Genomic DNA, 21,354 nt, shown 5'->3' on the forward strand with positions numbered 1-21,354 from the left:
AATGACGCGATAGAATGGTGGCAAATGTGTCGCTAATTCAACTTAACGGTAAGCAAATAGAGACTGATCACCATTTCTTTTTAGGTTGAAACAGCATATCGATATCATCTTCTTCATTTTTAGGTCTAGGCGCACTGGGCTCAGATTGTTTCTGTGCCCCCATAATTTCATCAAGTAATTGTTTAGCCTCATCGACTTTACGCCCAATGAAGGGATCATTAGGCGTTTGTGCCTTAATGGCGTGTAATGTTGATAGGGCTTTGGTTACCATTTGTTTTGATGAGCCATATTGCTTCATAAAACTGGCCGCGCGGGCACGAGAAAGCATAGAGTCGACATTAATTCTGAGCTGTAAACTGTCGATGCGGCTTTCTTCTTGAGCAAAAATGCTCGGATCGACTTTACCTTTATTATGCTCGGCTCTGAGTATCGCCTTTAATTTTTTTAAGGTTTGAACAAGCGCTAAAATTTGTTTGTCATTATCGGGTAGTCTGAAATTCTCAATTGGAGGAGTTTGAGGTTGTCCAGACTGTAAGCTTGTTATTTGATTATTAATATCGGCTAAGCGACGTTGGTAGTCAGACTGTTGTTGGCCATTACTGATCGCTGTTGCAGACTGCAAGGCATCTTGTACACGCCGGTACAAAACCAACACTATATTCGTGCTACAAGGCATCATTCCTGTGTTTGATAACACAGTTTCAGTTTCATCGATAATTGCTCTTTGACGGGCAAATTCAATGCGACGCTCAGCCTCTACACGTTCTTTTTGTTGCTGTAATACGTTAATTCCGATAACAAGCAGTAAAAGCGCACCGATGAGGATCAGAACCAAGGTGAATGACATAGATGTTCCATTATTTATCCAATTGAGCTAATGCTACAATAAATCAATAAACTAGCATAGTTATCTTAGCCTAGGTTATCATTTCTGTCGTATGAATCTGTAGACTTGTGCTCTATATTCCTATTTGCTTTAATTTTTACTATATACTATAACGATTGATTATAGCTGAGAGTGCTTTGAGGGCTCAGTTGTTAATGGCATTTTGCGTGTTTGAGACAAGGAAATAAGATGAAACTGCAACAACTCAGGTATATTGCTGAGGTCGTAAAACATAACCTCAATGTATCGGCGACAGCTGAAAACTTGTATACCTCTCAACCCGGGATCAGTAAACAAGTTCGTATGCTTGAAGATGAGTTGGGGATCCAAATATTTGGCCGTAGCGGTAAACATTTAACCCATGTCACACCTGCGGGTTTGCAAGTGATCAGCATTGCCAATGATATTTTAGGTAAAGTTGAAAGTATCAAAAAAGTGTCTGAAGAATATACTAAGCCAGATCAAGGTGAGTTAAATATTTCCACAACAGATACTCAGGCACGCTATGCATTACCGACGATAATTCGTCAGTTTATTGATCGCTATCCTAAAGTGAACTTGCATATGCACCAAGGGACACCGTCGCAGATCAGCGAACAGGCAGCTCGCGGTGATGCAGATTTTGCTATTGCGACCGAAGCAATGCATTTATATTCAGATCTGATCATGTTGCCTTGTTACCACTGGAACCGCTCTATCGTTGTGCCAAAAGACCATCCTCTTGCGACCCGCAATCAAGGCAGCTTGATTAGTATCGAAGATTTAGCCCGTTTCCCCTTAGTGACCTATGTCTTTGGTTTTGACCGTGCTTCTGAAATTGAAAAAGCGTTCAATCGGGCCAATTTAGAGCCGCGTGTTGTCTTTAGTGCGACCAGTGCCGATGTGCTTAAAACCTATGTTCGTTTAGGATTAGGCGTGGGCGTCATCGCGTCTATGGCCATTGATCCAAATGTTGATAAAGATTTAGTTGCTATTGATGCCGGTCATTTGTTTGCCCACAGTACGACTAAAATTGGTTTTAGGAAGGGCAGTTTCTTGCGCAGTTATATGTATGATTTTATTCAGCACTTTGCGCCGCATTTAACCCGTGATGTGGTGGAGAAAGCCGTAGCATTACGGGATCAACAGCTCATAGATGAAATGTTTGCCGATAAAAATCTGCCAATGCGTTAACTTGGATGATTTACAAACATAAAAATGCCGCTAATAAAAGCGGCATTTTTATGGGTTTAGCGATTAAGATAAATCGACTTTATCCATCTCGAGTTGCGCAAGGGCAATAACTGCTTGAGTGCGGTTGCGAACGCCAAGTTTTCTAAATATGGCAGTCGCGTGCGCCTTGATGGTCGCCTCAGACACGCCAAGATCGTAGGCTATTTGTTTATTTAATAACCCTTCGGCAAACATCTGCAACACTTTATATTGTTGCGGCGTGAGATCGGATAACTTGCTGGCCATTTTATCAATGGCATCGTCATTGATAGCAATAATCTCAGTGCCTTTAGGCAACCAAATATCACCGAATAACACCGCACTTAGCGCCTCTTTTAGGGTTTCCATTGAAGCTGATTTAGGGATAAAACCACTGCTGCCATAATGAATCGCACGGCTAATGGTATTGATATCCTCGTGGGCTGAAATCACCACAACGGGTAACTCAGGATAATGTGAGCGTAGGTGGATAAGCGTGGAATAGCCGTGGGACCCGGGCATCTGCAGATCTAACAGTACAAGATCGTAATCGACGCTTCGAACATCCAATACAGATTGCAGTGCGTCAGCACTGTCTGCTTCAAACCACTGTGCATGTTCGAAAGCGCTGGTCAGCGCTTGACGTAGTGCATTTCTGAACAATGGATGATCGTCTGCGATAATAATATTTAAGTTTTCTAGCTTCATGGCTTTTATGATTATGTTCGGTGCGCGTGAAGATTGAACTCAATGTAACAGAAAAGTAATCAAGGATCCTATTGCTTTATTCAGGAATAAGGACAAAATTTTGATATGTTTCTGGTTGTTAGACTTTGGTCGGTGTTTTACAAGGAAAAAGATGGACCGTATAGTTTCAATTGAAAGCCCGAAAGTACGGGCTAACCTATACTTTAAAATCGTCTAAAAACTACCCATATGTCCACACTTTTGTGGGATTTCGTTGTTCGTCAACCGCAACAAAGGTGAACACACCACGTATAGCATGCTCTCGACGGTCTTGATACATGTCTTCTACATAGATGTTGACTTCAACTTTTAATGACGTATTACCTACATGGATCACACGAGCGATGAGTTCTGCTAGTGTGCCTGCTGGGATAGGCTTTTTAAAATCAATTCTATCGGAACTCACTGTGACTAAGGTTTTACGGCAGAAACGAGTTGCTGCAATAAAGGCTGTTTCATCCATCCACGCTAAAGCTTCGCCACCAAATAACGTATTGTGATGGTTGGTGATTGAGGGGAATACTGCTTTAATCACGCGCGCTTCTGAGGAATCAATTCGAGTTTGAATCGCGTCAGGAAAGGGGGGGGCAGCGGCTTCGATTCGTGAGGTGTTTTCGGTGTTTGTGGACATGGGGGTAAGCGACATACAGCAACCTAAGGTAATGCAGCAAAATAAGCTCGAATTATAAAGATTTATGGTGGTTAAAGATAGAAAACTACAGGCTTTAAGGTGCAGTAGGCATATGACTGAGGATAATGTCATGCTTCCAATAAAAAAACCGAAATGAGATCGGTTTTTTATTGGACGATTTATTTTACTTCAGATTTATTTGGTTAATAGTGCTTTTCTTTCGCGGGAAGCCGCTGCGAGCTTACGTAGCAGGATTTCAGAGTCATCCCAATGCAAGCAAGCGTCGGTGATACTTTGGCCATAACAGAGTGGCTGGCCTTCAACGACTTTTTGATTACCTTCTTGTAAGAAGCTTTCAGCCATAATACCTGCGATGGCAGTGCTGCCAGCACGCATTTGAGTCATAATTTCATCGGCGACCATCAGCTGTTTGAGATGGTTCTTCTCACTGTTTCCGTGGCTGAAATCGATAACCATACGTTGAGTTACCCCAACAGATGCAAGCTGTTGACGCGCTTCTTCGATATCTTGTGCGTGATAATTAGGTTTTTTGCCACCACGTAGGATGATATGGCCAAACGGGTTGCCGTGGGTGCGATAGACCGCCATAGCGCCATCTTTATCCGGTGAATAGAAAACATGTGGCACTTGTGCGGCACGAACTGCATCAACGGCAATATTGATGTTCCCATCAGTACCATTTTTAAAACCAACGGGGCAAGACAGTGCCGAAGCCATTTCACGGTGGACTTGGCTTTCCGTAGTACGCGCACCAATAGCGCCCCAAGTAATGAGATCCGCTATGTACTGACCGTTCACCATATCTAAAAATTCGGTGGCGATAGGCAATTTTAATTCAGTGATTTGTTGCAGCAATTCGCGGGCAATGCGTAAACCTTTGTTTGGTTCGAAACTGCCATCGAGATCGGGATCTGAAATTAATCCTTTCCAACCGACAATTGTACGGGGTTTTTCAAAATAGACGCGCATTAAGATACACAAGTCATCTTTCAATTCTTGGTGTAACGCGGCTAAGCGTTGAGCATAATCTAATGCCGCTTTAGTATCGTGGATTGAACATGGGCCTATGATCACCAATAGACGTTGGTCTTCACCCATAATGATGGCTTCGACTTCACGACGTTGCTGAACCAGATAATCGGCTGCATCTTGAGTTAATGGGAACTCAGATGCCAGTTGCGCAGGTGAGATGACTTTTGCTAATAAGGAAGTGCGTAGTTCGTCTGTTTTTATGGTCATTCAAAATACCGAGCTTGCGTGCGGCGCTTTTCGCCAGATTGCCTCGGATTATAACGAATCGAACCGAGTTGCACAGTGCCAATTGCGTTAATTGTCGGCAACTGTGCAATGAATTTGATTTAAGTTAGTTTCTTTTAGACTAAATTCACTCGGTTTCTTTTGCTGATTTTGGCTTATTAGGCTTAGAACATATGCCGTTCTAGGCCCGTGACATCTAATATTTTAGTGGCAATTTCTTCCACGGAATGATTAGTGGTGTCTATGTAAGGAATGCGTTCGCGTTTAAACAGCATTTCCACTTCTTTGACTTCTAAGCGGCACTGTTTGAGCGATGAATAGCGGCTATTCTCCATTCGACTCTGACGGATTTCATGTAAACGCACGGGATCAATCGTTAAACCAAACAGTTTTTTCTTATTGCGTTTCAGCGCTTCAGGTAACTTAAGGTTATCCATATCATCTTCGGTGAAAGGGTAGTTTGCCGCTTTTATACCGAACTGCATTGATAAATACAGGCTCGATGGCGTTTTGCCACAGCGAGAGACCCCAAGTAAAACCAGATCGGCTTGATCCATATGTTTCATGGTCTGGCCATCATCGTTATCCATGGCGAAATTAATGGCATCAATACGCGCTTCATAGCCGTGATTCGCTTTTCCATGGGTTCTATGTACAACTGGAGAGGCAGAAACACCTAAATGTTGTTCGAGTGGGGCCACAAAAGTATTCAAAAAATCATAATCAACCCCTTCACTCGAGTAGATGATGTCGCGGATCTCGGCTTTTACGATGGAATGGAATACTAACGGCCGCTCACCTGTTGTAATAAAACAATCATTAATTTGTCGCTTAACTTGCTCCGCTTTCGTCAGAGTTTCGACAAATGGAATCGTAAGTGACTCAAATTCTAATGGAAATTGCGAGAGAACCGCATGACCAAAAACTTCAGCTGTGATCGCTGTCCCGTCGGAGATATAGAATACTTTTGGTGCCATACTGACCTCTTGTAGTAATAAAATTACAAATAAAATTATAGATTTACGCGTGTTCGACAGGAGTGTAAAATGCCGCTGCCCTCGTGTGAAGGGGCCACTGAAATAAACTTGCGGAGATAGAACTGTGCAGCAATACGTACTCTGGTATCAAGAATTAGGCATGGGTGACGTCAACTTGGTTGGCGGTAAAAATGCTTCTCTAGGCGAGATGATCAGCAATCTGGCCAATGCCGGTGTTCAAGTACCTGGCGGATTTGCGACAACTTCCCATGCGTTCAACGAGTTCCTTGAACAAAGCGGAGTTAACCAGAAGATTTATGACATTCTAGCCACACTGGATGTAGATGATGTCAATGCGCTGGCTAAAGTAGGTGCACAGATCAGACAGTGGGTTATCGACACTCCATTTCAACCAGCATTAGAGCAAGCGATTCGTGAAGCTTACGATAAACTTGCCGCTGAAACTAGCGAAGCGTCATTCGCGGTACGTTCTTCTGCAACAGCTGAAGATATGCCAGATGCCTCTTTTGCGGGTCAGCAAGAAACCTTCTTAAACGTAAAAGGATTTGAATCCGTACTGACAGCGATCAAGCATGTGTACGCTTCACTCTTTAACGATCGCGCTATTTCCTACCGTGTGCATCAAGGTTATGAGCACCACGGTGTTGCCTTGTCTGCTGGCGTACAACGCATGGTTCGTTCAGATAAAGCGGCTTCAGGTGTGATGTTCACTATGGACACTGAATCTGGCAATAATGATGTGGTGTTTATCACTTCATCTTTTGGTCTGGGTGAAATGGTTGTTCAAGGCGCGGTAAACCCAGATGAATTTTATGTTCATAAACCTATTTTAGCCTTAGGTCACAAGGCTGTTGTGCGCCGTAATATCGGTAGCAAGCTCATCCAAATGGTGTATTCAGATGATGCTGCTCACGGCAAACAAGTCAAAATTGAAGATGTTACTGCTGACAAACGTCGTCAATTCTCTATCAATGACGCTGAAGTTGAAGAATTAGCCAAACAAGCCATGGTGATCGAAAAGCATTACGGTCGTCCAATGGACATCGAATGGGCAAAAGACGGCAATGATGGCAAATTGTATATCGTTCAAGCGCGTCCAGAAACGGTTCGTAGCCGTGAAGATGTGCAATTGATTGAACGTTATCACTTAAAGAGCCGTGGCGCTGTGATCTGTGAAGGTCGCGCTATTGGCCATAAAGTGGGTACTGGTGTAGCCAAAGTATTAACCTCAATCGCCGATATGGATCAAATCCAACCTGGTGATGTGTTAGTGACAGACATGACAGATCCTGATTGGGAACCTATCATGAAGCGCGCAAGTGCTATCGTCACAAACCGTGGCGGTCGTACCTGTCATGCGGCAATTATCGCCCGCGAATTAGGTGTGCCAGCGGTGGTGGGTTGTGGTGACGTGACTGACCGTATCAAGAATGGTCAAATCGTGACTGTTTCTTGCGCCGAAGGTGACACTGGCTTTATCTACGAAGGTAAACAAGAGTTTGAAGTGATTTCAAACCGTGTTGACTCTCTGCCTGCATTGCCAATGAAAATCATGATGAACGTGGGTAACCCTGATCGTGCATTTGATTTTGCTCGTTTGCCAAACGAAGGTGTGGGTCTAGCGCGTTTAGAATTCATCATCAACCGTATGATTGGTATTCATCCGAAAGCACTGCTCGAATTCAATCAACAGGATGCAGCGCTGCAAACTGAAATCAACGAAATGATTGCTGGTTACGAATCACCTGTTGAGTTCTACATTGCCCGTCTGGTTGAAGGTATTGCGACTATCGGTTCAGCTTTCTATCCGAAGAAAGTGATCGTACGTATGTCAGACTTTAAGTCTAACGAATACGCAAACTTGGTTGGTGGTGACCGATACGAGCCAGAAGAAGAGAACCCAATGCTGGGCTTCCGCGGTGCGAGCCGTTATATCTCTGAATCTTTCCGTGACTGTTTTGCCCTTGAGTGTGAAGCGATCAAACGCGTTCGTAATGACATGGGTCTGAAAAACGTTGAAGTCATGATCCCATTCGTTCGCACAGTGAAAGAAGCTGAGCAAGTGGTCGGCTTGCTCAAAGAGCAAGGTTTAGAACGTGGTAAAGACGGTTTACGTGTCATCATGATGTGTGAAGTGCCTTCAAACGCCCTGTTAGCAGACCAATTCCTTGAGCATTTCGATGGCTTCTCTATCGGCTCAAACGATTTAACTCAGCTGACACTCGGCCTTGACCGTGACTCAGGTATCATTAGCCATTTATTCGATGAGCGTGATGAAGCCGTTAAAATGCTACTCTCATTAGCCATTAAAGCGGCTAAAGCGAAGGGCGCTTACATAGGTATTTGTGGTCAAGGTCCTTCAGATCACGCTGATTTTGCCGCTTGGTTGGTAGAACAAGGCATAGATACAGTGTCATTAAACCCTGATACTGTGATTGATACTTGGTTGTATTTAGCCGAAGCGCACGGTTGATCTAGATAGTAATTTTATAAACTTGTTAAAAAAGCCGCTTTTTAGCGGCTTTTTTTTGTTTATAATGGCGCCATAACGATAATTGACAGAAGCCATCTATGCTACCCCTGCTATCACATCAACAAACATTAGAGCCAGTGTATTTGGCATACCTTGATGCACTGGAGCAAAGTGAGTATTCCGGTGATATAGACAAACGTTACAGCGCCCGTTTAGTGCAAGCCACCGACAACTCTGTATATCAATTTTTGCCTCAAGCCGTGCTTTATCCTAAAAATCAGCAGGATATTCAAATTGCATTGACGCTGGCTGCTACAGACGCATTTCGCAGCGTGACCTTCAGTGCGCGGGGCGGTGGTACGGGCACCAACGGACAATCTCTGACCCATGGTTTGATTTTGGATGTGTCGCGTTACATGAACCGTGTGCTCGAAGTGAATGCTGAGCAAGGTTGGGTTCGAGTCGAAGCTGGCGTGATTAAAGATGCGCTTAACGATGCATTGCGTCCCCATGGATTCTTTTTTAGTCCCGATTTATCCACTTCAAACCGCGCCACTATTGGTGGCATGATCAATACCGATGCCTCGGGTGCGGGCTCACTGGTCTATGGTAAGACGTCAGATCACGTGCTGGCGCTGCGCAGCGTGTTGATCGATGGCAGTGTGCTGGATACGCATCCCCTAGATGCGGGACTACTGTGTAACCCCGATAATGTCAGTGATAATCCGCTGGGGCAGAAACTGATTTCTGCTGTGGCGGCGGTATGCCGTGAAAAGCGTACTCAGATTGAAAACCAATTTCCGAAGCTCAATCGTTTCCTCACCGGCTATGACTTAAAACACGTGTGGAACGACAACCTGACGCAATTCGATTTATCACGAATTCTGACGGGCTCAGAGGGCACGCTTGCGGTGATAACCGAAGCCAAACTCAATCTCACCCCGCTGCCGACTGAGCGCGCTATGGTGAACATTAAGTACGATTCGTTCCAATCGGCATTGCGTCATGCGCCATCTTTAGTTGCCGCGCGGGCGACTGTGGTCGAAACCGTCGATTCAAAAGTGCTTAACTTAGCCCGTGAAGATATTGTCTGGCATTCGGTGGCTGATCTTATCCAAGAAGTGCCAGGTAAAGTTATTGATGGCCTCAATATGGTCGAATTTGCAGGTGACACGGTCGAAGTTGAGCAAAAGCTCGCGAGTTTGGAAGCTGTGTTAACTGAGCAGATCAGCAAAGGCGAGTGCGGTGTGTTGGGTTACCAAGTGACGCAAGATAAGCCGAGTATCGAAAAAATTTACGGCATGCGTAAAAAAGCCGTTGGCTTACTCGGCGCCACTAAAGGTCGCCGTAAGCCTATCGCCTTTGCTGAAGATACTGCGGTACCGCCCGAAAAACTCGCCGATTACATTATGGAGTTTCGCGCGTTACTCGACGGGCATAATCTGCAATACGGTATGTTCGGCCATGTGGATGCGGGCGTGTTGCATGTGCGACCCGCGCTCGATATGTGCGATGTTGAAGATGAAAAATTACTACGAGTCATTTCTGATCAAGTCGCGGCACTGACACTTAAATACGGCGGCCTAATGTGGGGCGAGCACGGTAAAGGCGTGCGCGGTGAATACGGTCCAGCTGTCTTTGGTGATGAACTTTTCGGTGTGTTGCAAGATATTAAAGGTTTGTTTGACCCCGAAAACCGACTCAATCCCGGCAAGCTGGTGGCGCCTAAAGATACAGGTGCCCTCTATTACGATGTCGACAGTGCTAAGCGCGGTAAGTTTGATCGACAAATCCCCGTTGATGTGCGTGATGCGTTCCCCGATGTGATGAATTGTAACGGTAATGGCCTGTGTTTTAATTACAGTAGCTATTCGCCCATGTGCCCATCGTTTAAGGTGACCGGTGATAGAGTGCAGTCACCTAAGGGGCGTGCAGGGCTCATGAGAGAGTGGCTAAGACTGCTTGAGGCTGAAGGGGTTGATGTTAATGCCCTCGCAAAAGCGAAACCTTTTGGTATATTGCAGCGCATACAAAATACCATCAATGCCAAACGTGATTATGATTACTCCCACGAGGTGATGGAATCGCTCAAGGGCTGTTTAGCCTGTAAAGCCTGCTCTGGACAATGTCCGGTTAAAGTGGATGTGCCTAAGTTTAGGGCGCAGTTCTTCAATATTTACTATCAACGCTATTTAAGACCCGCGAAAGACTATCTCGTTGCAGGAATTGAAGATAGCTTGCCACTGATGGCCGCGGCACCGCGTCTCACTAACTTTGTTGCACAAAATCCATTGAGCCAATGGGTGATTAAACAGGCGATTGGTTATGTGGATGCGCCTGCGTTATCTGTGCCGACTTTGAAGCAAAGACTCGATGGTCATGCAAGCCGCGGTTACGACTTAGCTGCGTTGCAAGCGATTCCAGAAGAGAAGCGCTCGCAGTTTGTGTTGGTGGTACAAGATCCCTTTAACAGTTTCTATGATTCAGGTCTTGTGCTGCGCTTTATCCAATTGATTGAAAAACTCGGCTTAAAGCCGGTGTTATTGCCCTACAAACCCAATGGTAAGCCAACACATATCAAGGGATTTTTAGATAAGTTTGCTAAAACGGCGCAGTCGAGTGCGGACTTTCTGAACCAAGTCCATAAACTGGGCATGCCCATGGTCGGTATCGATCCTGCCTTAGTCTTGTGTTATCGCGATGAATACCGTGAAGTCTTAGGGGCTAATCGCGGTAATTTTGAGGTCAAGTTAGCCAACGAATGGCTACTGAATGTCATCAAAGATTTACCTGCAAAAGCTGCGCAAGGTAAGCAATATACTTGGTTTAGTCATTGTACCGAATCGACGGCCAAGCCAAATACCGCCAATGAGTGGACTAAAATCTTTGCCCATTTTGGCGCTAAGTTAACCGCAGTCAATTTAGGTTGTTGTGGTATGGCGGGAACCTATGGTCATGAGGCAGAAAACCTCGAGCGCTCTAAGGCCTTGTTTGATATGTCTTGGCAGCAAACGCTAGCGAAAATTGAGCAGCCGCAAGTGTTAGTGTCTGGCTATTCGTGCCGTAGTCAGGTAAAACGTTTTGCCGGATACAAGCCAAAGCATCCACTTGAGGCCTTACTCGAGTTAGTAAATATCTAGTGGTGTTTATGTCGTTTTGATTGCGCTAGTCAGATCGTAATTATCCTCACTGGTATATCCCAGTGTTGAATGTCACACTAAAGCCAGCCGCAAGGCTGGTTTTTTTATGGATGATGGAGGCCTAGATGGAAAAGATGACTGACAGTATTCAACACACGCTCAAACAATTCGCCGCTGATAGTAGGCTAACCTCGGTTGTGCCATTGTGCAGTGAAGTCCCATTGTTTGACATTAACGCCTTGGGTGATTGGACATATCTAGGCACATCGCTGCCAGCAAAGTTTGCTAAGTTGTTCGCCAGTATTTTACATTGCATCGATGATGAGTATTTCTTAATTACCCCAGTGGAGAAGGTGCGAGTGCGGGTTGAAGATGCTCCCTTACTGATTGTCGATTTCGAGCGAGCGCAACCCCATTCGCTGCTCAATGTAAGAACCAGTATTGAAACACAGCATCATAAAGTCGATATAAAACAGATGAAGCTCACCGATGACAGTGTTTATTTGCCGCTTGAGCGCGGTTTATGGGGCAAATTAGGTCGGGCCTGTTACTATAATTTTGTGAATGAATTCAATTTATCTGATCTAGATGAGGAATGAGCTCGTAGGTTAATCGCATAATTTGCTGTGGTCTAAGCTAGTTTATTATGGGTTAAGTGGTAGTATTAAAACTAACTCTGGGTTCCTATGATGGCGTGCAGAGTAAGTGAAAACGCGTTAAACCTTTGCTGTAGGAGGTGCTGTTTGAATCGTCATGAAAGCTTAGGCTATCTTGTATCCCACTTAAATATCGAGCTGCAAAATGAGCTTGATCTGCATCTTAAGCGATATCAACTCGATATAAAACTGTGGCCTGTGCTGTTTGCTTTGTGGCAAGAAGAGGGCATAAGCCAAACTGAATTGTCTAAGCGTTGCGATGTGGCAAATTACACTATGACGCGCTTACTCGATCAGTTGCAGGTGCAAGGTCTTATTACTCGTCATCAAGAAGTCGATAATCGGCGTGCTTTCCAAATCTTTTTGACCGATGAAGCCAAAGCATTAGAGCAAGATCTTATCTGCGAAGCTGAGCGGGTCAATGAAAAATTCCTGTCAAATCTAAGTGAAGATGAACAACAGACATTCATTTTACTATTAAATAAAATCAACCGTTTGGCTTGAAATTTTGAATCTAATGGGTATGGAGGGAAACTGTGGTTTAGCCGTTTTCACTGCTATCTGTATGTGGTTATCTAAATCATTTTCCCAGTTTAATCCCACCCACTATGCCTCACTTTGCGGGATTAAACTGGTTTGATTAATTCAAGTAAAGTGCAAAGACGCAAAGCAGACTGACGGCTATCACTGAGTGCTGTAAATAACGCCGGCTGGCTAATAAATTTTCTTTGCCTTGTTTTAGGCTAGCGACGAGTCTATGTTGCTTATAAATTCGGCACATGAGTTCATCAGTTTGGGGATCGATAAGCAGTTCAAACTTGCAAGGCGCGCCGTCTTTAAGCTGAATGGTATGCTCGCTTTGAGGCTTAAAGTTAAGCTTGTGCGACACCATCTGGCCATTAACGAAGACCCGCTCTAAACCACTCCAATTGCTGGCTTGCAGTTCTACCACATCTTGGTTGAGATCATATTTGAAACGGATCATAGCGCTATCCTGTGCTGGGACCTGATAGACTAATTCAAGCAGACAAATATGACGTTTTCCAGCGTGATTAAATGAATATTCTGTGTCGAAATTAAAAGCGCGGCTAAACCATGAGCTTAGTGATAGATTAAATTTTAGATAACAAAAAAGCGACCAGAGGTCGCTTTTTTCAATATTTGACGGGCATAAAAAATAATAAACGCGTAGAAAAATTACTGCTTAGCGGCTTCGATAATGGCTTTCGCCATTTCATCAGCCACGGCGCCGGTTGTACGGTTCTGCGCATCGGCTTGGCTGAATATTTTCAGCAGCGTGTTGTAAATTTCTTCTACTTTAGCCGTCGATTTTGCTGCGTCGTAATCTTTTTCGAACGACACGTTGATAATGCCGCCTGCGTTAATCACATAGTCTGGCGCGTACAGTATGCCCATTTCTTTCAGTTGTTCACCGTGGCGTACTTCGGCTAATTGGTTGTTGGCACAGCCAGCAACAATTTTGGCTTTTAGTTGCGGTAAGGTTGCATCGTTTAAGGTTGCGCCAAGGGCACAAGGGGCATACACATCCACATCTTGCGCGTAGATTTCTTGAGGCGCGACAACAATGGCACCAAAGTCGGTAGCGACTTTGTCTAATGAGGCTTGATGAATGTCAGTAACAATCAGTTCTGCGCCTTCGTTATGCAAGTGTTTGCACAGGTAATAGCCAACGTGACCGACGCCTTGAACGGCGATTTTAAGGCCTTTAAGGCTGTCTAAACCAAGTCTATGTTTAACCGCAGCTTTGATGCCTAAATAAGTGCCAAGGGCTGTGAACGGTGATGGATCGCCACTTTTACCTTCAAGACCCGCCATATAAGGGGTTTCTTCATGGGCGATCATAATATCAGCCGTAGTAGTGCCAACATCTTCCGCTGAATAGTAGCGGCCACCTAGGCTGTTAATCAAACGGCCAAAGGCACGGAACAGCGCTTCGCGATCTTGTCTTTTCGGATCGGCAATGATCACGGATTTACCACCGCCCATGGTTAAACCTGCTAGGGCATTTTTATAAGTCATGCCACGAGAGAGGCGTAATACGTCAGTCAGGGCTTCATCATCCGATTGGTAATTCCACATCCGGCATCCACCCACGGCAGGGCCTAGGTTGGTGTTATGGATGGCGACAATGGCCTTTAAGCCACTTTCTTTATCATGACAGAATACAACCTGTTCATGTTCGTCAAAGGATACATGATTAAATACAGCCACGTGAATTTCTCCGCTATACACAATGAAAAAGCCGACGAGGTGAGCCTCTATCGACTGCTTGTTATATTTATTGCAGAACCATAGCATTTAGCGATACTCTCAACCATGCATAATGACCGAATAAATACATTATTTGTGGCAATTTAGCTTTCCACTTTACGTAAACGTAAGCTTTGCGATTAAGAATGGATTGTACTGAATTTAACGTAACGAATAGAATGAATCGCGCACTGATCCCAAGAATTAGGCTCGCGTTATAACAATAAGATAGGACGGAAGTATGACTGAACAAGCTGTCGACCAAACTCAACAAAATTTATCAGCTGAAGAAATAGAAAAGCTGCGTCAAGAGTGGGTCAGAACTCAATTTCAAAAAGCCAATCGTTTTCTCGCTGAAAAAGGCGTGATCCCAAGCAAAGTCCTAGCCGATGAAAGCCGTTATCTTGCGCCTTATATGGCGATTTGGAAGATGGAATCAAAGCGCCCAAGCAACAAAACCTATTGGGTGATGTCAGGTGATTTACCGTCGGATTTTGTCGATGTCAAAGTGGCGGCGACGGCCCGTGATGCCGTGCGTCATTTCTCTATGATGTGGCAAATGCAGGCGGAAAACTTAGTGCGTTCGGGTGCAACCCGTGATGCCACTCAGGCTAAATTTGCTCAATTATTAGTATCGCGTGCCGAGAGTTTATATCGTATGCACAACGACGATAAACTGTGGAATGCTTAAACTCAAATGAGTTAAGGATTGTATTTAGATAGTATTGAGTTAATACAGTCACTTGTGTCGATTGATACTGATAATTGAAATAATAAGGCACTCAATTGAGTGCCTTATTTATGTTGATGTTTTATTTACACTTTATATTAAGAAAAAGGTCATCGAGCAGAGTCGATAGGGCTTATTCTTCGCTGTCGCTCAAGTAGTAGAAACCTTGATTGATGAGTTTCAACAGTAAGGCTTGGACTTCTTCATGTTGACATATTTCAGTCGCTTCATCGGCGTTTAAGCTGACGTTATCGCTCAACTGTGCGATCACATCTGCCGGTGTATTTAGCAGTTCGTGCACATCACCATTGATGAATAATCGCGGCGTGGCGTCATTTTCAAGGCGCAATACTTTCAAACCGCCGATACGGTTGACGCCAGCACCTTGGGCGAAGGCATCTTGCAAATCTTCAATGCTGTAAGCTTCTTCGCTTTCACACAAGTCAAGCTCGAAACGGTTTTGACTGAGCAACTTACCTAACACGATTTGGTAGCTATTGGGATCTTGGCTCAGTTGACTCAAGAGTGACATTATGCCCACTTGGTGATCTTGGCTGACGATACCGGCTGAACTCGGCTCAGTTTGCGACGTGAAACGCTGCTGACCTAAGTTATTGTCGAGCAAATAATCGGCGACTTCACTGACCAATTCTTGCTGGCTAGGAGCGCGGAAACCAATCGAGTAACTCATTGCCACAGTTAGGGTTTCGCCGCAGTGTGGGAAACCAGGTGGAATATAAAGCATGTCGCCTTTTTCTAACACTACATCGATAATGGGTGTGAAGTCTTCAACCAGCGGCGAGTTTGGATTGCCGCCACGGCGTTGTTGCGGGGTATTGTCACCCACAGTCCAGCGACGCTCACCTTCGCCTTGAATGATAAACACATCATAGTTATCGACGTGTGGGCCGACACCGCCACTTGGAGTTGCAAATGAGGCCATCAAGTCATCGAAGCGCCAGTCAGGTAAAAAGCGTAGAGCTTCAACTAATGGTTGCGAATCTGGATACCAATGGTTGACTGCTTGCACTAATAACTGCCAATGGGTTTCGCCATAGCTGTCGTAATCTTCAAACGGACCTTGCACTACTTCCCAATCATTGTCTTTGGTGACGACGATGCGTGAAGAGATTTCTTCTTCACAGGCAAGACCTGCTAGTTCGTCGGCGCTGATTGGATCTTCAAACTGCGGAAACGCTTTTTTGATCAGCAGGGGTTTCTTTTGCCAGTACTCACTAAGAAACTGGGCGATATCGAGATTGAGTGTATACATAGTGTTAAAAAAGGCGACCACATCGCGGTGATGTGAGTCGCCTTAATCCTTATTTCTGTTTATGAAAGAGTATTGTCCATCGCCAATTTCAGCTAATAACTAAGTTCAGCTAATAACTAAGTTCAGTTAAAAACTAAGTTTAGTTAAAAACTTACTTCAGTTCGTCGACAAACGTTTCGGCGCGACCAATGTAATTGGCGGGCGTCATTTTCTTCAGTTCAGCTTTCACTGAGTCTGGTAATTCAAGTCCGTCAATAAACACTGACAGTTGCTGCGCGTCGATACGTTTACCGCGCGTCAGTTCTTTTAATTTTTCGTATGGCTTTTCAATGCCATAACGACGCATCACCGTTTGTACGGGTTCTGCTAACACTTCCCAGTTGTGATCGAGTTCATCACGCAGATGCGCTTCGTTAACTTCTAACTTGCTGATGCCTTTTAAGGTCGCTTGATACGCGATCAACGCATGGGCAATACCCACGCCTAAGTTACGCAGTACAGTCGAGTCAGTTAAGTCACGTTGCCATCTTGATAGCGGCAGCTTAGACGCTAAATGTTGCATCAGGGCGTTAGCGATACCTAAGTTACCTTCAGAGTTTTCAAAATCGATTGGGTTAACTTTGTGCGGCATAGTCGATGAACCGATTTCACCAGCGATAGTGCGTTGTTTGAAGTGACCTAGGGCGATGTAACCCCAAATATCACGGTCAAAGTCAATCAGCACAGTGTTGAAACGGGCAACCGCATCAAACAATTCGGCAATGTAATCGTGTGGCTCGATTTGCGTCGTGTAGGCATTCCAGTGCAAGCCAAGGCTAGTCACAAAACGCTCAGACAGCTCATGCCAATTAACTTCAGGATAGGCTGACAGGTGAGCATTGTAGTTACCTACGGCACCGTTCAGTTTGCCCATGATTTCAACATTGGCGATTTGTTTGATTTGACGTTCAAGGCGCACTGCGACGTTCGCCATCTCTTTACCGAGCGTCGATGGGGACGCGGGTTGGCCATGGGTGCGTGACATTAACGGCACAGAGCGATATTCAATCGCCAGCTTTTTAATCGCAGTCAGTAACTCGTTGCAGTAGGGCAGTAATACTTGTTCACGGGCTTCAGTCAACATTAAACCGTGGCTTAAGTTATTGATATCTTCAGAGGTACAGGCAAAGTGAACAAACTCACCTACAGCGGCTAACTCGGCATTGTCGGCGATTTTTTCTTTGATGAAATATTCAACCGCTTTCACATCGTGGTTAGTGGTGCTTTCGATAGCCTTAACACGCAGCGCATCTTGTTCGTTGAAATTGTCTTTAATGCCATCGAGCACGGCGATAGCTGACGCGCTCAATGTTGGCACTTCGCTAATGTCTGGACAGTCGGCTAACAGTTTTAGCCAATTGATTTCAACCTGAACACGGTACTTGGTAAGACCGAACTCGCTGAAAATCCCTCTCAATGACGCGGTTTTACTACCATAACGACCGTCTACCGGAGAGATAGCAGTTAGTGCGGAAAGATCCATGTGTAGCTCCTTGATGAACGCTAATTTTATTATAGGGTAAGACTTTTCTTGGCTGTATCGACTATGGCTTTGCGGGCGAAGACTAAGTGTCGACGTTTACCGCCCAACTGACGCCACAGTACTGCGCTGCGTATAGCGGCAAGCAGCAGAGCACGAATTTTATGTTGTACAATAGGGCGCTGCAAACACACAGGATTACCCGATATTTGGATTTTTGGCCCTAAATTACTGATGATGTCACTGTAAATGCTGGCAAGATTGGCAACGACTTGCTCATCTGTGATGGCAAAATGATGTAGCTGGCGATTCACTTGATTAATACGTTCAGCCAACATGCCTAAGCCGCTGTTAGAGCGAACTAATTTTCGCTCTAACGCCAACACGCCCACTAAATAGCGGGTGATTTCAACATCTTTTTGGCTGCTATCACCGAGCTGGTTCAGGATCAGCTTATAGCCTTTTTGCAATACGATTTTATCTTGGTAGACATCGGCCGTATTGTCAGGATTGGTGACGAGAATGGTGTTTAAGCTCGCTGCGAGCTCGGCATTATCCAATTCGCCATGGCGCGCTAAATGTTGAACTTGGGCAATGGCTTGCAGTATGCCTGCAAACGCCATAGTCCGATTAATGAGTTGCTCGTTCACGCTTTACCCTCGGATTAATTGATCTATGATGCCGCCACCTAGGCAGACTTCACCATCATAAAATACCGCAGACTGTCCAGGCGTCACCGCCGCAACAGGTTCATCGAAGACCACGCGCAAGGTGTGTTCATCTGTGTAGGTTAATGTACAAGGCACATCTTGTTGGCGATAACGGGTTTTCACTGCGATATGACAACCATCGACAGGCCCAGTTCTATCCACCCAATGCAGTTGGTTAACTGTCATGCCGGTCGACATCAAACGGGGATGGTGTCCGCCTTGACCCACGATCAATACGTTACGCTCAAGATCTTTATCGACCACATACCAAGGATCGTCATTGCTGTTTTTCATGCCGCCAATGCCTAAGCCTTTACGTTGGCCTAAGGTGTGGTACATGAGTCCTTGGTGCGTGCCTATGACTTCGCCTTCTGGGGTTTCGATATTGCCAGGCTGCGCCGGTAAATAAGTCCCTAGAAATTCAGTGAACTTGCGCTCACCGATAAAGCAGATGCCAGTACTGTCTTTTTTGTCATGGGTGATTAAGCCCATTTCTTTCGCAATTTCACGAACTTGATGTTTTTCGAGCTCACCGACAGGGAACAGGCTTCGGGCAACTTGCTCATGGCTAAGGGTGTAGAGGAAATAACTTTGATCTTTATTGCCATCAACGCCACGGAGCATTTGCGTACTGCCGTCGCTGTTATCGCGACGGCGAACATAGTGGCCCATTGCGATGTAATCGGCGTCGAGGATTTCATCGGCAAATTCTAAAAATGCCTTAAATTTGATTTCTTTGTTGCACATGATATCGGGATTTGGCGTGCGCCCGGCTTTGTATTCAGCGAGGAAATACTCAAATACATTGTCCCAATATTCGGCAGCAAAGTTGACTGTGTGTAGCTTGATCCCGAGCTTGTCGCATACGGCTTGGGCATCTTTTAAATCTTCTGCGGCCGCGCAGTACTCGTTGTTGTCATCTTCTTCCCAGTTCTTCATGAAAAGGCCTTCAACCTGATAGCCTTGCTGCATAAGCAAATAGGCTGAAACAGATGAATCTACACCGCCGGACATGCCGACAATGACTTTTTTTCCTGTATGAGTGGGTTCGATTGATGTCATAAATCCTAAAAACCATTGAGTATGTGTGTTGGCTAGGTGGATGAATTTAAGCCGCGACATTGAGCGCGTAACAAAAATACCTAACCTAACTAAAAATATGGGCTAACTAAAAATCCAAGCTCACTTTAAATCCAAGCTAACTTTACATCTAGGTGCTGTGCTGCTGATTGCTAAATCAAACTTTGCCAGCGCTATCAAATAAAATGAGTCCGTAAACTGTCAGTAAACCTCGCATTTACAGCCAACTATTTATTTGCTGTACAAGGCCTCTGCAGTAGCACACGCATTAAGCTTAGCCAGCCGTTTATGCGGGGCGGTATTCTATCACGCCTTGCTCGCTTGGGCTATCGTGAGGCGGTCACTATTGAGTAAGCTAAGGGGATAAGTTTGGCCATTTTGTGCCTGATTGAGATAGTCTTTTAAGCAATCGAGTACTAAGGGACTGCGCAGTAAAGAGGACTTGGCTTCTATCTGCGCAAGACTTAACCAATGCGCACTGTGGATCGCTTTATCCTGCGGCGCAGGTGAGGGCATATCATCTAACTGTACGAAAAAAGTAAAGCGCACAAAGGCTAAGTCTTCACTGGTGCTGAGTTGATAAATGCCGACTAGTCCTTGGGCTTTGAGTGATAACCCCGTTTCTTCAAACACTTCGCGCTCACAGGCTTGGATCAAGCTTTCATTCGCTTCTAAGTGACCCGCGGGCTGATTAAAGCGTTGCTCGCCTTCAATCCACTCTTCTACCATCAGATATTTGTCCTGTGAAGTTGCATGAACAATACAAGCGACGGTCACATGGGGTTTATATCTTTGACTCATGGAGCCTCCTTTGAGTGGATTGGAACGCAAAAATTAGGCTGAAATTTAGACTTCATCACCGAGACGGATGCATTTATGCTCACCCGATGGCAAATTATCTAGACTCCATTGGCCTATTTTATAACGGATTAATCTTAAGGTCGGAAAACCGATATGCGCTGTCATGCGTCTGACTTGGCGGTTGCGGCCTTCATGAATTTGGATTTCTAGCCAAGTTGTTGGGATATTTTTGCGCTCTCTCACCGGTGGATTACGTGGCCAAACGTCGGGTGAATCCATAATTTTGACTTTAGCTGGCAGCGTTATACCATCATTTAATTCAACACCTTGGCGCAGTTTTGTCAGTACATCTTCCGTCGGTACGCCTTCTACTTGCACCCAATAGGTTTTAAAGGTTTTCTTTTTTGGCTCTGTCAGCCTTGCCTGTAATTGACCGTCATTGGTCAGCAGCAATAAGCCTTCACTGTCTCTGTCTAAGCGGCCTGCGGCATACACGTCAGCAATCGGGATATAGTCTTTTAGGGTTTTGCGACCTTGTTCATCGGTAAACTGGCAAAGTACATCAAAAGGTTTATTAAACAGCACAATAATCGGTGCGAGCGTTTGGTTCTGCACCGGTTTTGCCGCCGCAATTGCGCGTCGATTAGGATTTTTAAAGGGTTCTTTCTTTAAACTGCCATTGGCATTTCGTGCTGGCGCCACTTTGCTATCTACGGCGGTAGCGCGGTTGGCAGGGCCTCTGCTGGCGGGCTTAGCGGGTTTAATCGGGCTCTTGGCTGGGGAACTTGCGCTGGCATTGGCACCTTTAGGTTGAAACTTGTTTTTGTTCATACTTTTGCTAACAGGAGGTTGAGACACGCTTACCTGACTTGATTGAGTCGTTAATGTGGTCATAGTGTACTTGGCATTCGCCGTTAGTGGAATTTGAATATTATTGCGAATGCTCTATGATGTCGGCCAGAAAATGTGA

At 45.1% G+C, this 21,354-nt stretch carries 19 protein-coding genes; 6 read left to right on the forward strand and 13 right to left on the reverse strand.

Translation table 11 applies throughout. The features are described 5' to 3' along the window. Positions 1-67: 67 nt before the first annotated feature. A complete protein-coding gene (gene zomB, locus RA178_RS10060; protein ID WP_028759720.1) occupies positions 68-847 on the reverse strand; it encodes a flagellar motor control protein ZomB in 780 nt (259 codons plus the stop codon). Between the two features lie 228 nt (positions 848-1,075). Between zomB and cysB the strand changes: the two genes are divergently transcribed. Beyond that, positions 1,076-2,059 carry an HTH-type transcriptional regulator CysB gene (gene cysB / locus RA178_RS10065; RefSeq protein ID WP_028759721.1) on the forward strand — a complete coding sequence of 328 codons (984 nt, stop codon included), beginning with the start codon at positions 1,076-1,078 and terminating at the stop codon, positions 2,057-2,059. A gap of 63 nt (positions 2,060-2,122) precedes the next feature. Here the strand turns inward: cysB and RA178_RS10070 are convergent, their stop codons facing one another. The 4 genes from RA178_RS10070 to ppsR form a co-directional block, all read right to left on the reverse strand. Next, positions 2,123-2,785, reverse strand: coding sequence for a response regulator transcription factor (locus RA178_RS10070; protein WP_028759722.1), 663 nt, complete (start codon positions 2,783-2,785; stop codon positions 2,123-2,125). 220 nt (positions 2,786-3,005) lie between these two features. Then, positions 3,006-3,470 carry an acyl-CoA thioesterase gene (locus tag RA178_RS10075; RefSeq protein WP_173496827.1) on the reverse strand — a complete coding sequence of 155 codons (465 nt, stop codon included), beginning with the start codon at positions 3,468-3,470 and terminating at the stop codon, positions 3,006-3,008. Between the two features lie 180 nt (positions 3,471-3,650). Continuing rightward, the gene (locus RA178_RS10080) at positions 3,651-4,715 is read right to left on the reverse strand and encodes a 3-deoxy-7-phosphoheptulonate synthase (RefSeq protein ID WP_028759724.1); all 1,065 of its coding nucleotides are present in this window, start codon (positions 4,713-4,715) and stop codon (positions 3,651-3,653) included. Between the two features lie 182 nt (positions 4,716-4,897). Beyond that, the gene (gene ppsR, locus RA178_RS10085) at positions 4,898-5,710 is read right to left on the reverse strand and encodes a posphoenolpyruvate synthetase regulatory kinase/phosphorylase PpsR (protein ID WP_028759725.1); all 813 of its coding nucleotides are present in this window, start codon (positions 5,708-5,710) and stop codon (positions 4,898-4,900) included. A gap of 124 nt (positions 5,711-5,834) precedes the next feature. On the opposite strand from ppsR, the gene ppsA reads away from it, so the two are divergent. The 4 genes from ppsA (at position 5,835) to RA178_RS10105 (ending at position 12,504) form a co-directional block, all read left to right on the forward strand. Next, positions 5,835-8,204 (forward strand): phosphoenolpyruvate synthase, encoded by a 2,370-nt coding sequence (ppsA, locus tag RA178_RS10090; protein ID WP_028759726.1) that lies wholly within the window; start codon positions 5,835-5,837, stop codon positions 8,202-8,204. Between the two features lie 98 nt (positions 8,205-8,302). Beyond that, a complete protein-coding gene (gene ydiJ, locus RA178_RS10095) occupies positions 8,303-11,344 on the forward strand; it encodes a D-2-hydroxyglutarate dehydrogenase YdiJ (protein WP_306685276.1) in 3,042 nt (1,013 codons plus the stop codon). Between the two features lie 125 nt (positions 11,345-11,469). Next, positions 11,470-11,943, forward strand: coding sequence for a DUF1285 domain-containing protein (locus tag RA178_RS10100; protein ID WP_212600194.1), 474 nt, complete (start codon positions 11,470-11,472; stop codon positions 11,941-11,943). A 144-nt stretch (positions 11,944-12,087) separates the two neighbouring features. Then, complete coding sequence (locus RA178_RS10105) at positions 12,088-12,504, forward strand: MarR family winged helix-turn-helix transcriptional regulator (protein ID WP_028759729.1); 417 nt, start codon at positions 12,088-12,090, stop codon at positions 12,502-12,504. A 136-nt stretch (positions 12,505-12,640) separates the two neighbouring features. On the opposite strand, the gene RA178_RS10110 is transcribed toward RA178_RS10105, so the two are convergent. Together RA178_RS10110 and RA178_RS10115 are read right to left on the reverse strand one after the other, a co-directional pair. Then, positions 12,641-12,985, reverse strand: a complete 345-nt coding sequence (locus RA178_RS10110) for a hypothetical protein (protein ID WP_011789104.1) — start codon at positions 12,983-12,985, stop codon at positions 12,641-12,643. A gap of 212 nt (positions 12,986-13,197) precedes the next feature. After that, entirely contained in the window at positions 13,198-14,232 is a 1,035-nt protein-coding gene (locus tag RA178_RS10115; protein WP_028759730.1) for a Glu/Leu/Phe/Val dehydrogenase dimerization domain-containing protein, read from the reverse strand. Positions 14,233-14,512: 280 nt separating this feature from the next. Here RA178_RS10115 and RA178_RS10120 point away from each other — a divergent pair, with 280 nt between their 5' ends. Further along, a complete protein-coding gene (locus RA178_RS10120; RefSeq protein ID WP_011789106.1) occupies positions 14,513-14,962 on the forward strand; it encodes a DUF4826 family protein in 450 nt (149 codons plus the stop codon). Positions 14,963-15,134: 172 nt separating this feature from the next. Here RA178_RS10120 and RA178_RS10125 read toward each other — a convergent pair whose 3' ends face one another. The 6 genes from RA178_RS10125 to rluE form a co-directional block, all read right to left on the reverse strand. Next, complete coding sequence (locus tag RA178_RS10125) at positions 15,135-16,274, reverse strand: ribosomal protein uL16 3-hydroxylase (protein ID WP_306685277.1); 1,140 nt, start codon at positions 16,272-16,274, stop codon at positions 15,135-15,137. 151 nt (positions 16,275-16,425) lie between these two features. Further along, a complete protein-coding gene (gene purB, locus RA178_RS10130; RefSeq protein WP_263168946.1) occupies positions 16,426-17,796 on the reverse strand; it encodes an adenylosuccinate lyase in 1,371 nt (456 codons plus the stop codon). Positions 17,797-17,825: 29 nt separating this feature from the next. After that, positions 17,826-18,443 (reverse strand): high frequency lysogenization protein HflD, encoded by a 618-nt coding sequence (gene hflD, locus RA178_RS10135; protein ID WP_131523325.1) that lies wholly within the window; start codon positions 18,441-18,443, stop codon positions 17,826-17,828. Between the two features lie 3 nt (positions 18,444-18,446). After that, complete coding sequence (gene mnmA / locus RA178_RS10140) at positions 18,447-19,565, reverse strand: tRNA 2-thiouridine(34) synthase MnmA (RefSeq protein ID WP_173244504.1); 1,119 nt, start codon at positions 19,563-19,565, stop codon at positions 18,447-18,449. 324 nt (positions 19,566-19,889) lie between these two features. Continuing rightward, positions 19,890-20,384, reverse strand: a complete 495-nt coding sequence (locus RA178_RS10145; protein ID WP_306685278.1) for an NUDIX hydrolase — start codon at positions 20,382-20,384, stop codon at positions 19,890-19,892. A 45-nt stretch (positions 20,385-20,429) separates the two neighbouring features. Beyond that, entirely contained in the window at positions 20,430-21,215 is a 786-nt protein-coding gene (gene rluE / locus RA178_RS10150) for a 23S rRNA pseudouridine(2457) synthase RluE (protein WP_306685279.1), read from the reverse strand. Positions 21,216-21,354: the final 139 nt, after the last annotated feature.

It is taken from the genome of Shewanella oncorhynchi (genome assembly GCF_030848765.1).
Taxonomy (GTDB): Bacteria; Pseudomonadota; Gammaproteobacteria; order Enterobacterales; family Shewanellaceae; genus Shewanella; species Shewanella oncorhynchi.

Coding starts and splice junctions, on each gene's coding strand:
- zomB (WP_028759720.1), bottom strand. CDS start 847: ATGTCATTCACCTTGGTTCTGATCCTCATCGGTGCGCTTTTACTGCTT.
- cysB (WP_028759721.1), top strand. CDS start 1,076: ATGAAACTGCAACAACTCAGGTATATTGCTGAGGTCGTAAAACATAAC.
- RA178_RS10070 (WP_028759722.1), bottom strand. CDS start 2,785: ATGAAGCTAGAAAACTTAAATATTATTATCGCAGACGATCATCCATTG.
- RA178_RS10075 (WP_173496827.1), bottom strand. CDS start 3,470: ATGTCGCTTACCCCCATGTCCACAAACACCGAAAACACCTCACGAATC.
- RA178_RS10080 (WP_028759724.1), bottom strand. CDS start 4,715: ATGACCATAAAAACAGACGAACTACGCACTTCCTTATTAGCAAAAGTC.
- ppsR (WP_028759725.1), bottom strand. CDS start 5,710: ATGGCACCAAAAGTATTCTATATCTCCGACGGGACAGCGATCACAGCT.
- ydiJ (WP_306685276.1), top strand. CDS start 8,303: ATGCTACCCCTGCTATCACATCAACAAACATTAGAGCCAGTGTATTTG.
- RA178_RS10100 (WP_212600194.1), top strand. CDS start 11,470: ATGGAAAAGATGACTGACAGTATTCAACACACGCTCAAACAATTCGCC.
- RA178_RS10110 (WP_011789104.1), bottom strand. CDS start 12,985: ATGATCCGTTTCAAATATGATCTCAACCAAGATGTGGTAGAACTGCAA.
- RA178_RS10120 (WP_011789106.1), top strand. CDS start 14,513: ATGACTGAACAAGCTGTCGACCAAACTCAACAAAATTTATCAGCTGAA.
- RA178_RS10125 (WP_306685277.1), bottom strand. CDS start 16,274: ATGTATACACTCAATCTCGATATCGCCCAGTTTCTTAGTGAGTACTGG.
- purB (WP_263168946.1), bottom strand. CDS start 17,796: ATGGATCTTTCCGCACTAACTGCTATCTCTCCGGTAGACGGTCGTTAT.
- mnmA (WP_173244504.1), bottom strand. CDS start 19,565: ATGACATCAATCGAACCCACTCATACAGGAAAAAAAGTCATTGTCGGC.
- RA178_RS10145 (WP_306685278.1), bottom strand. CDS start 20,384: ATGAGTCAAAGATATAAACCCCATGTGACCGTCGCTTGTATTGTTCAT.
- rluE (WP_306685279.1), bottom strand. CDS start 21,215: ATGAACAAAAACAAGTTTCAACCTAAAGGTGCCAATGCCAGCGCAAGT.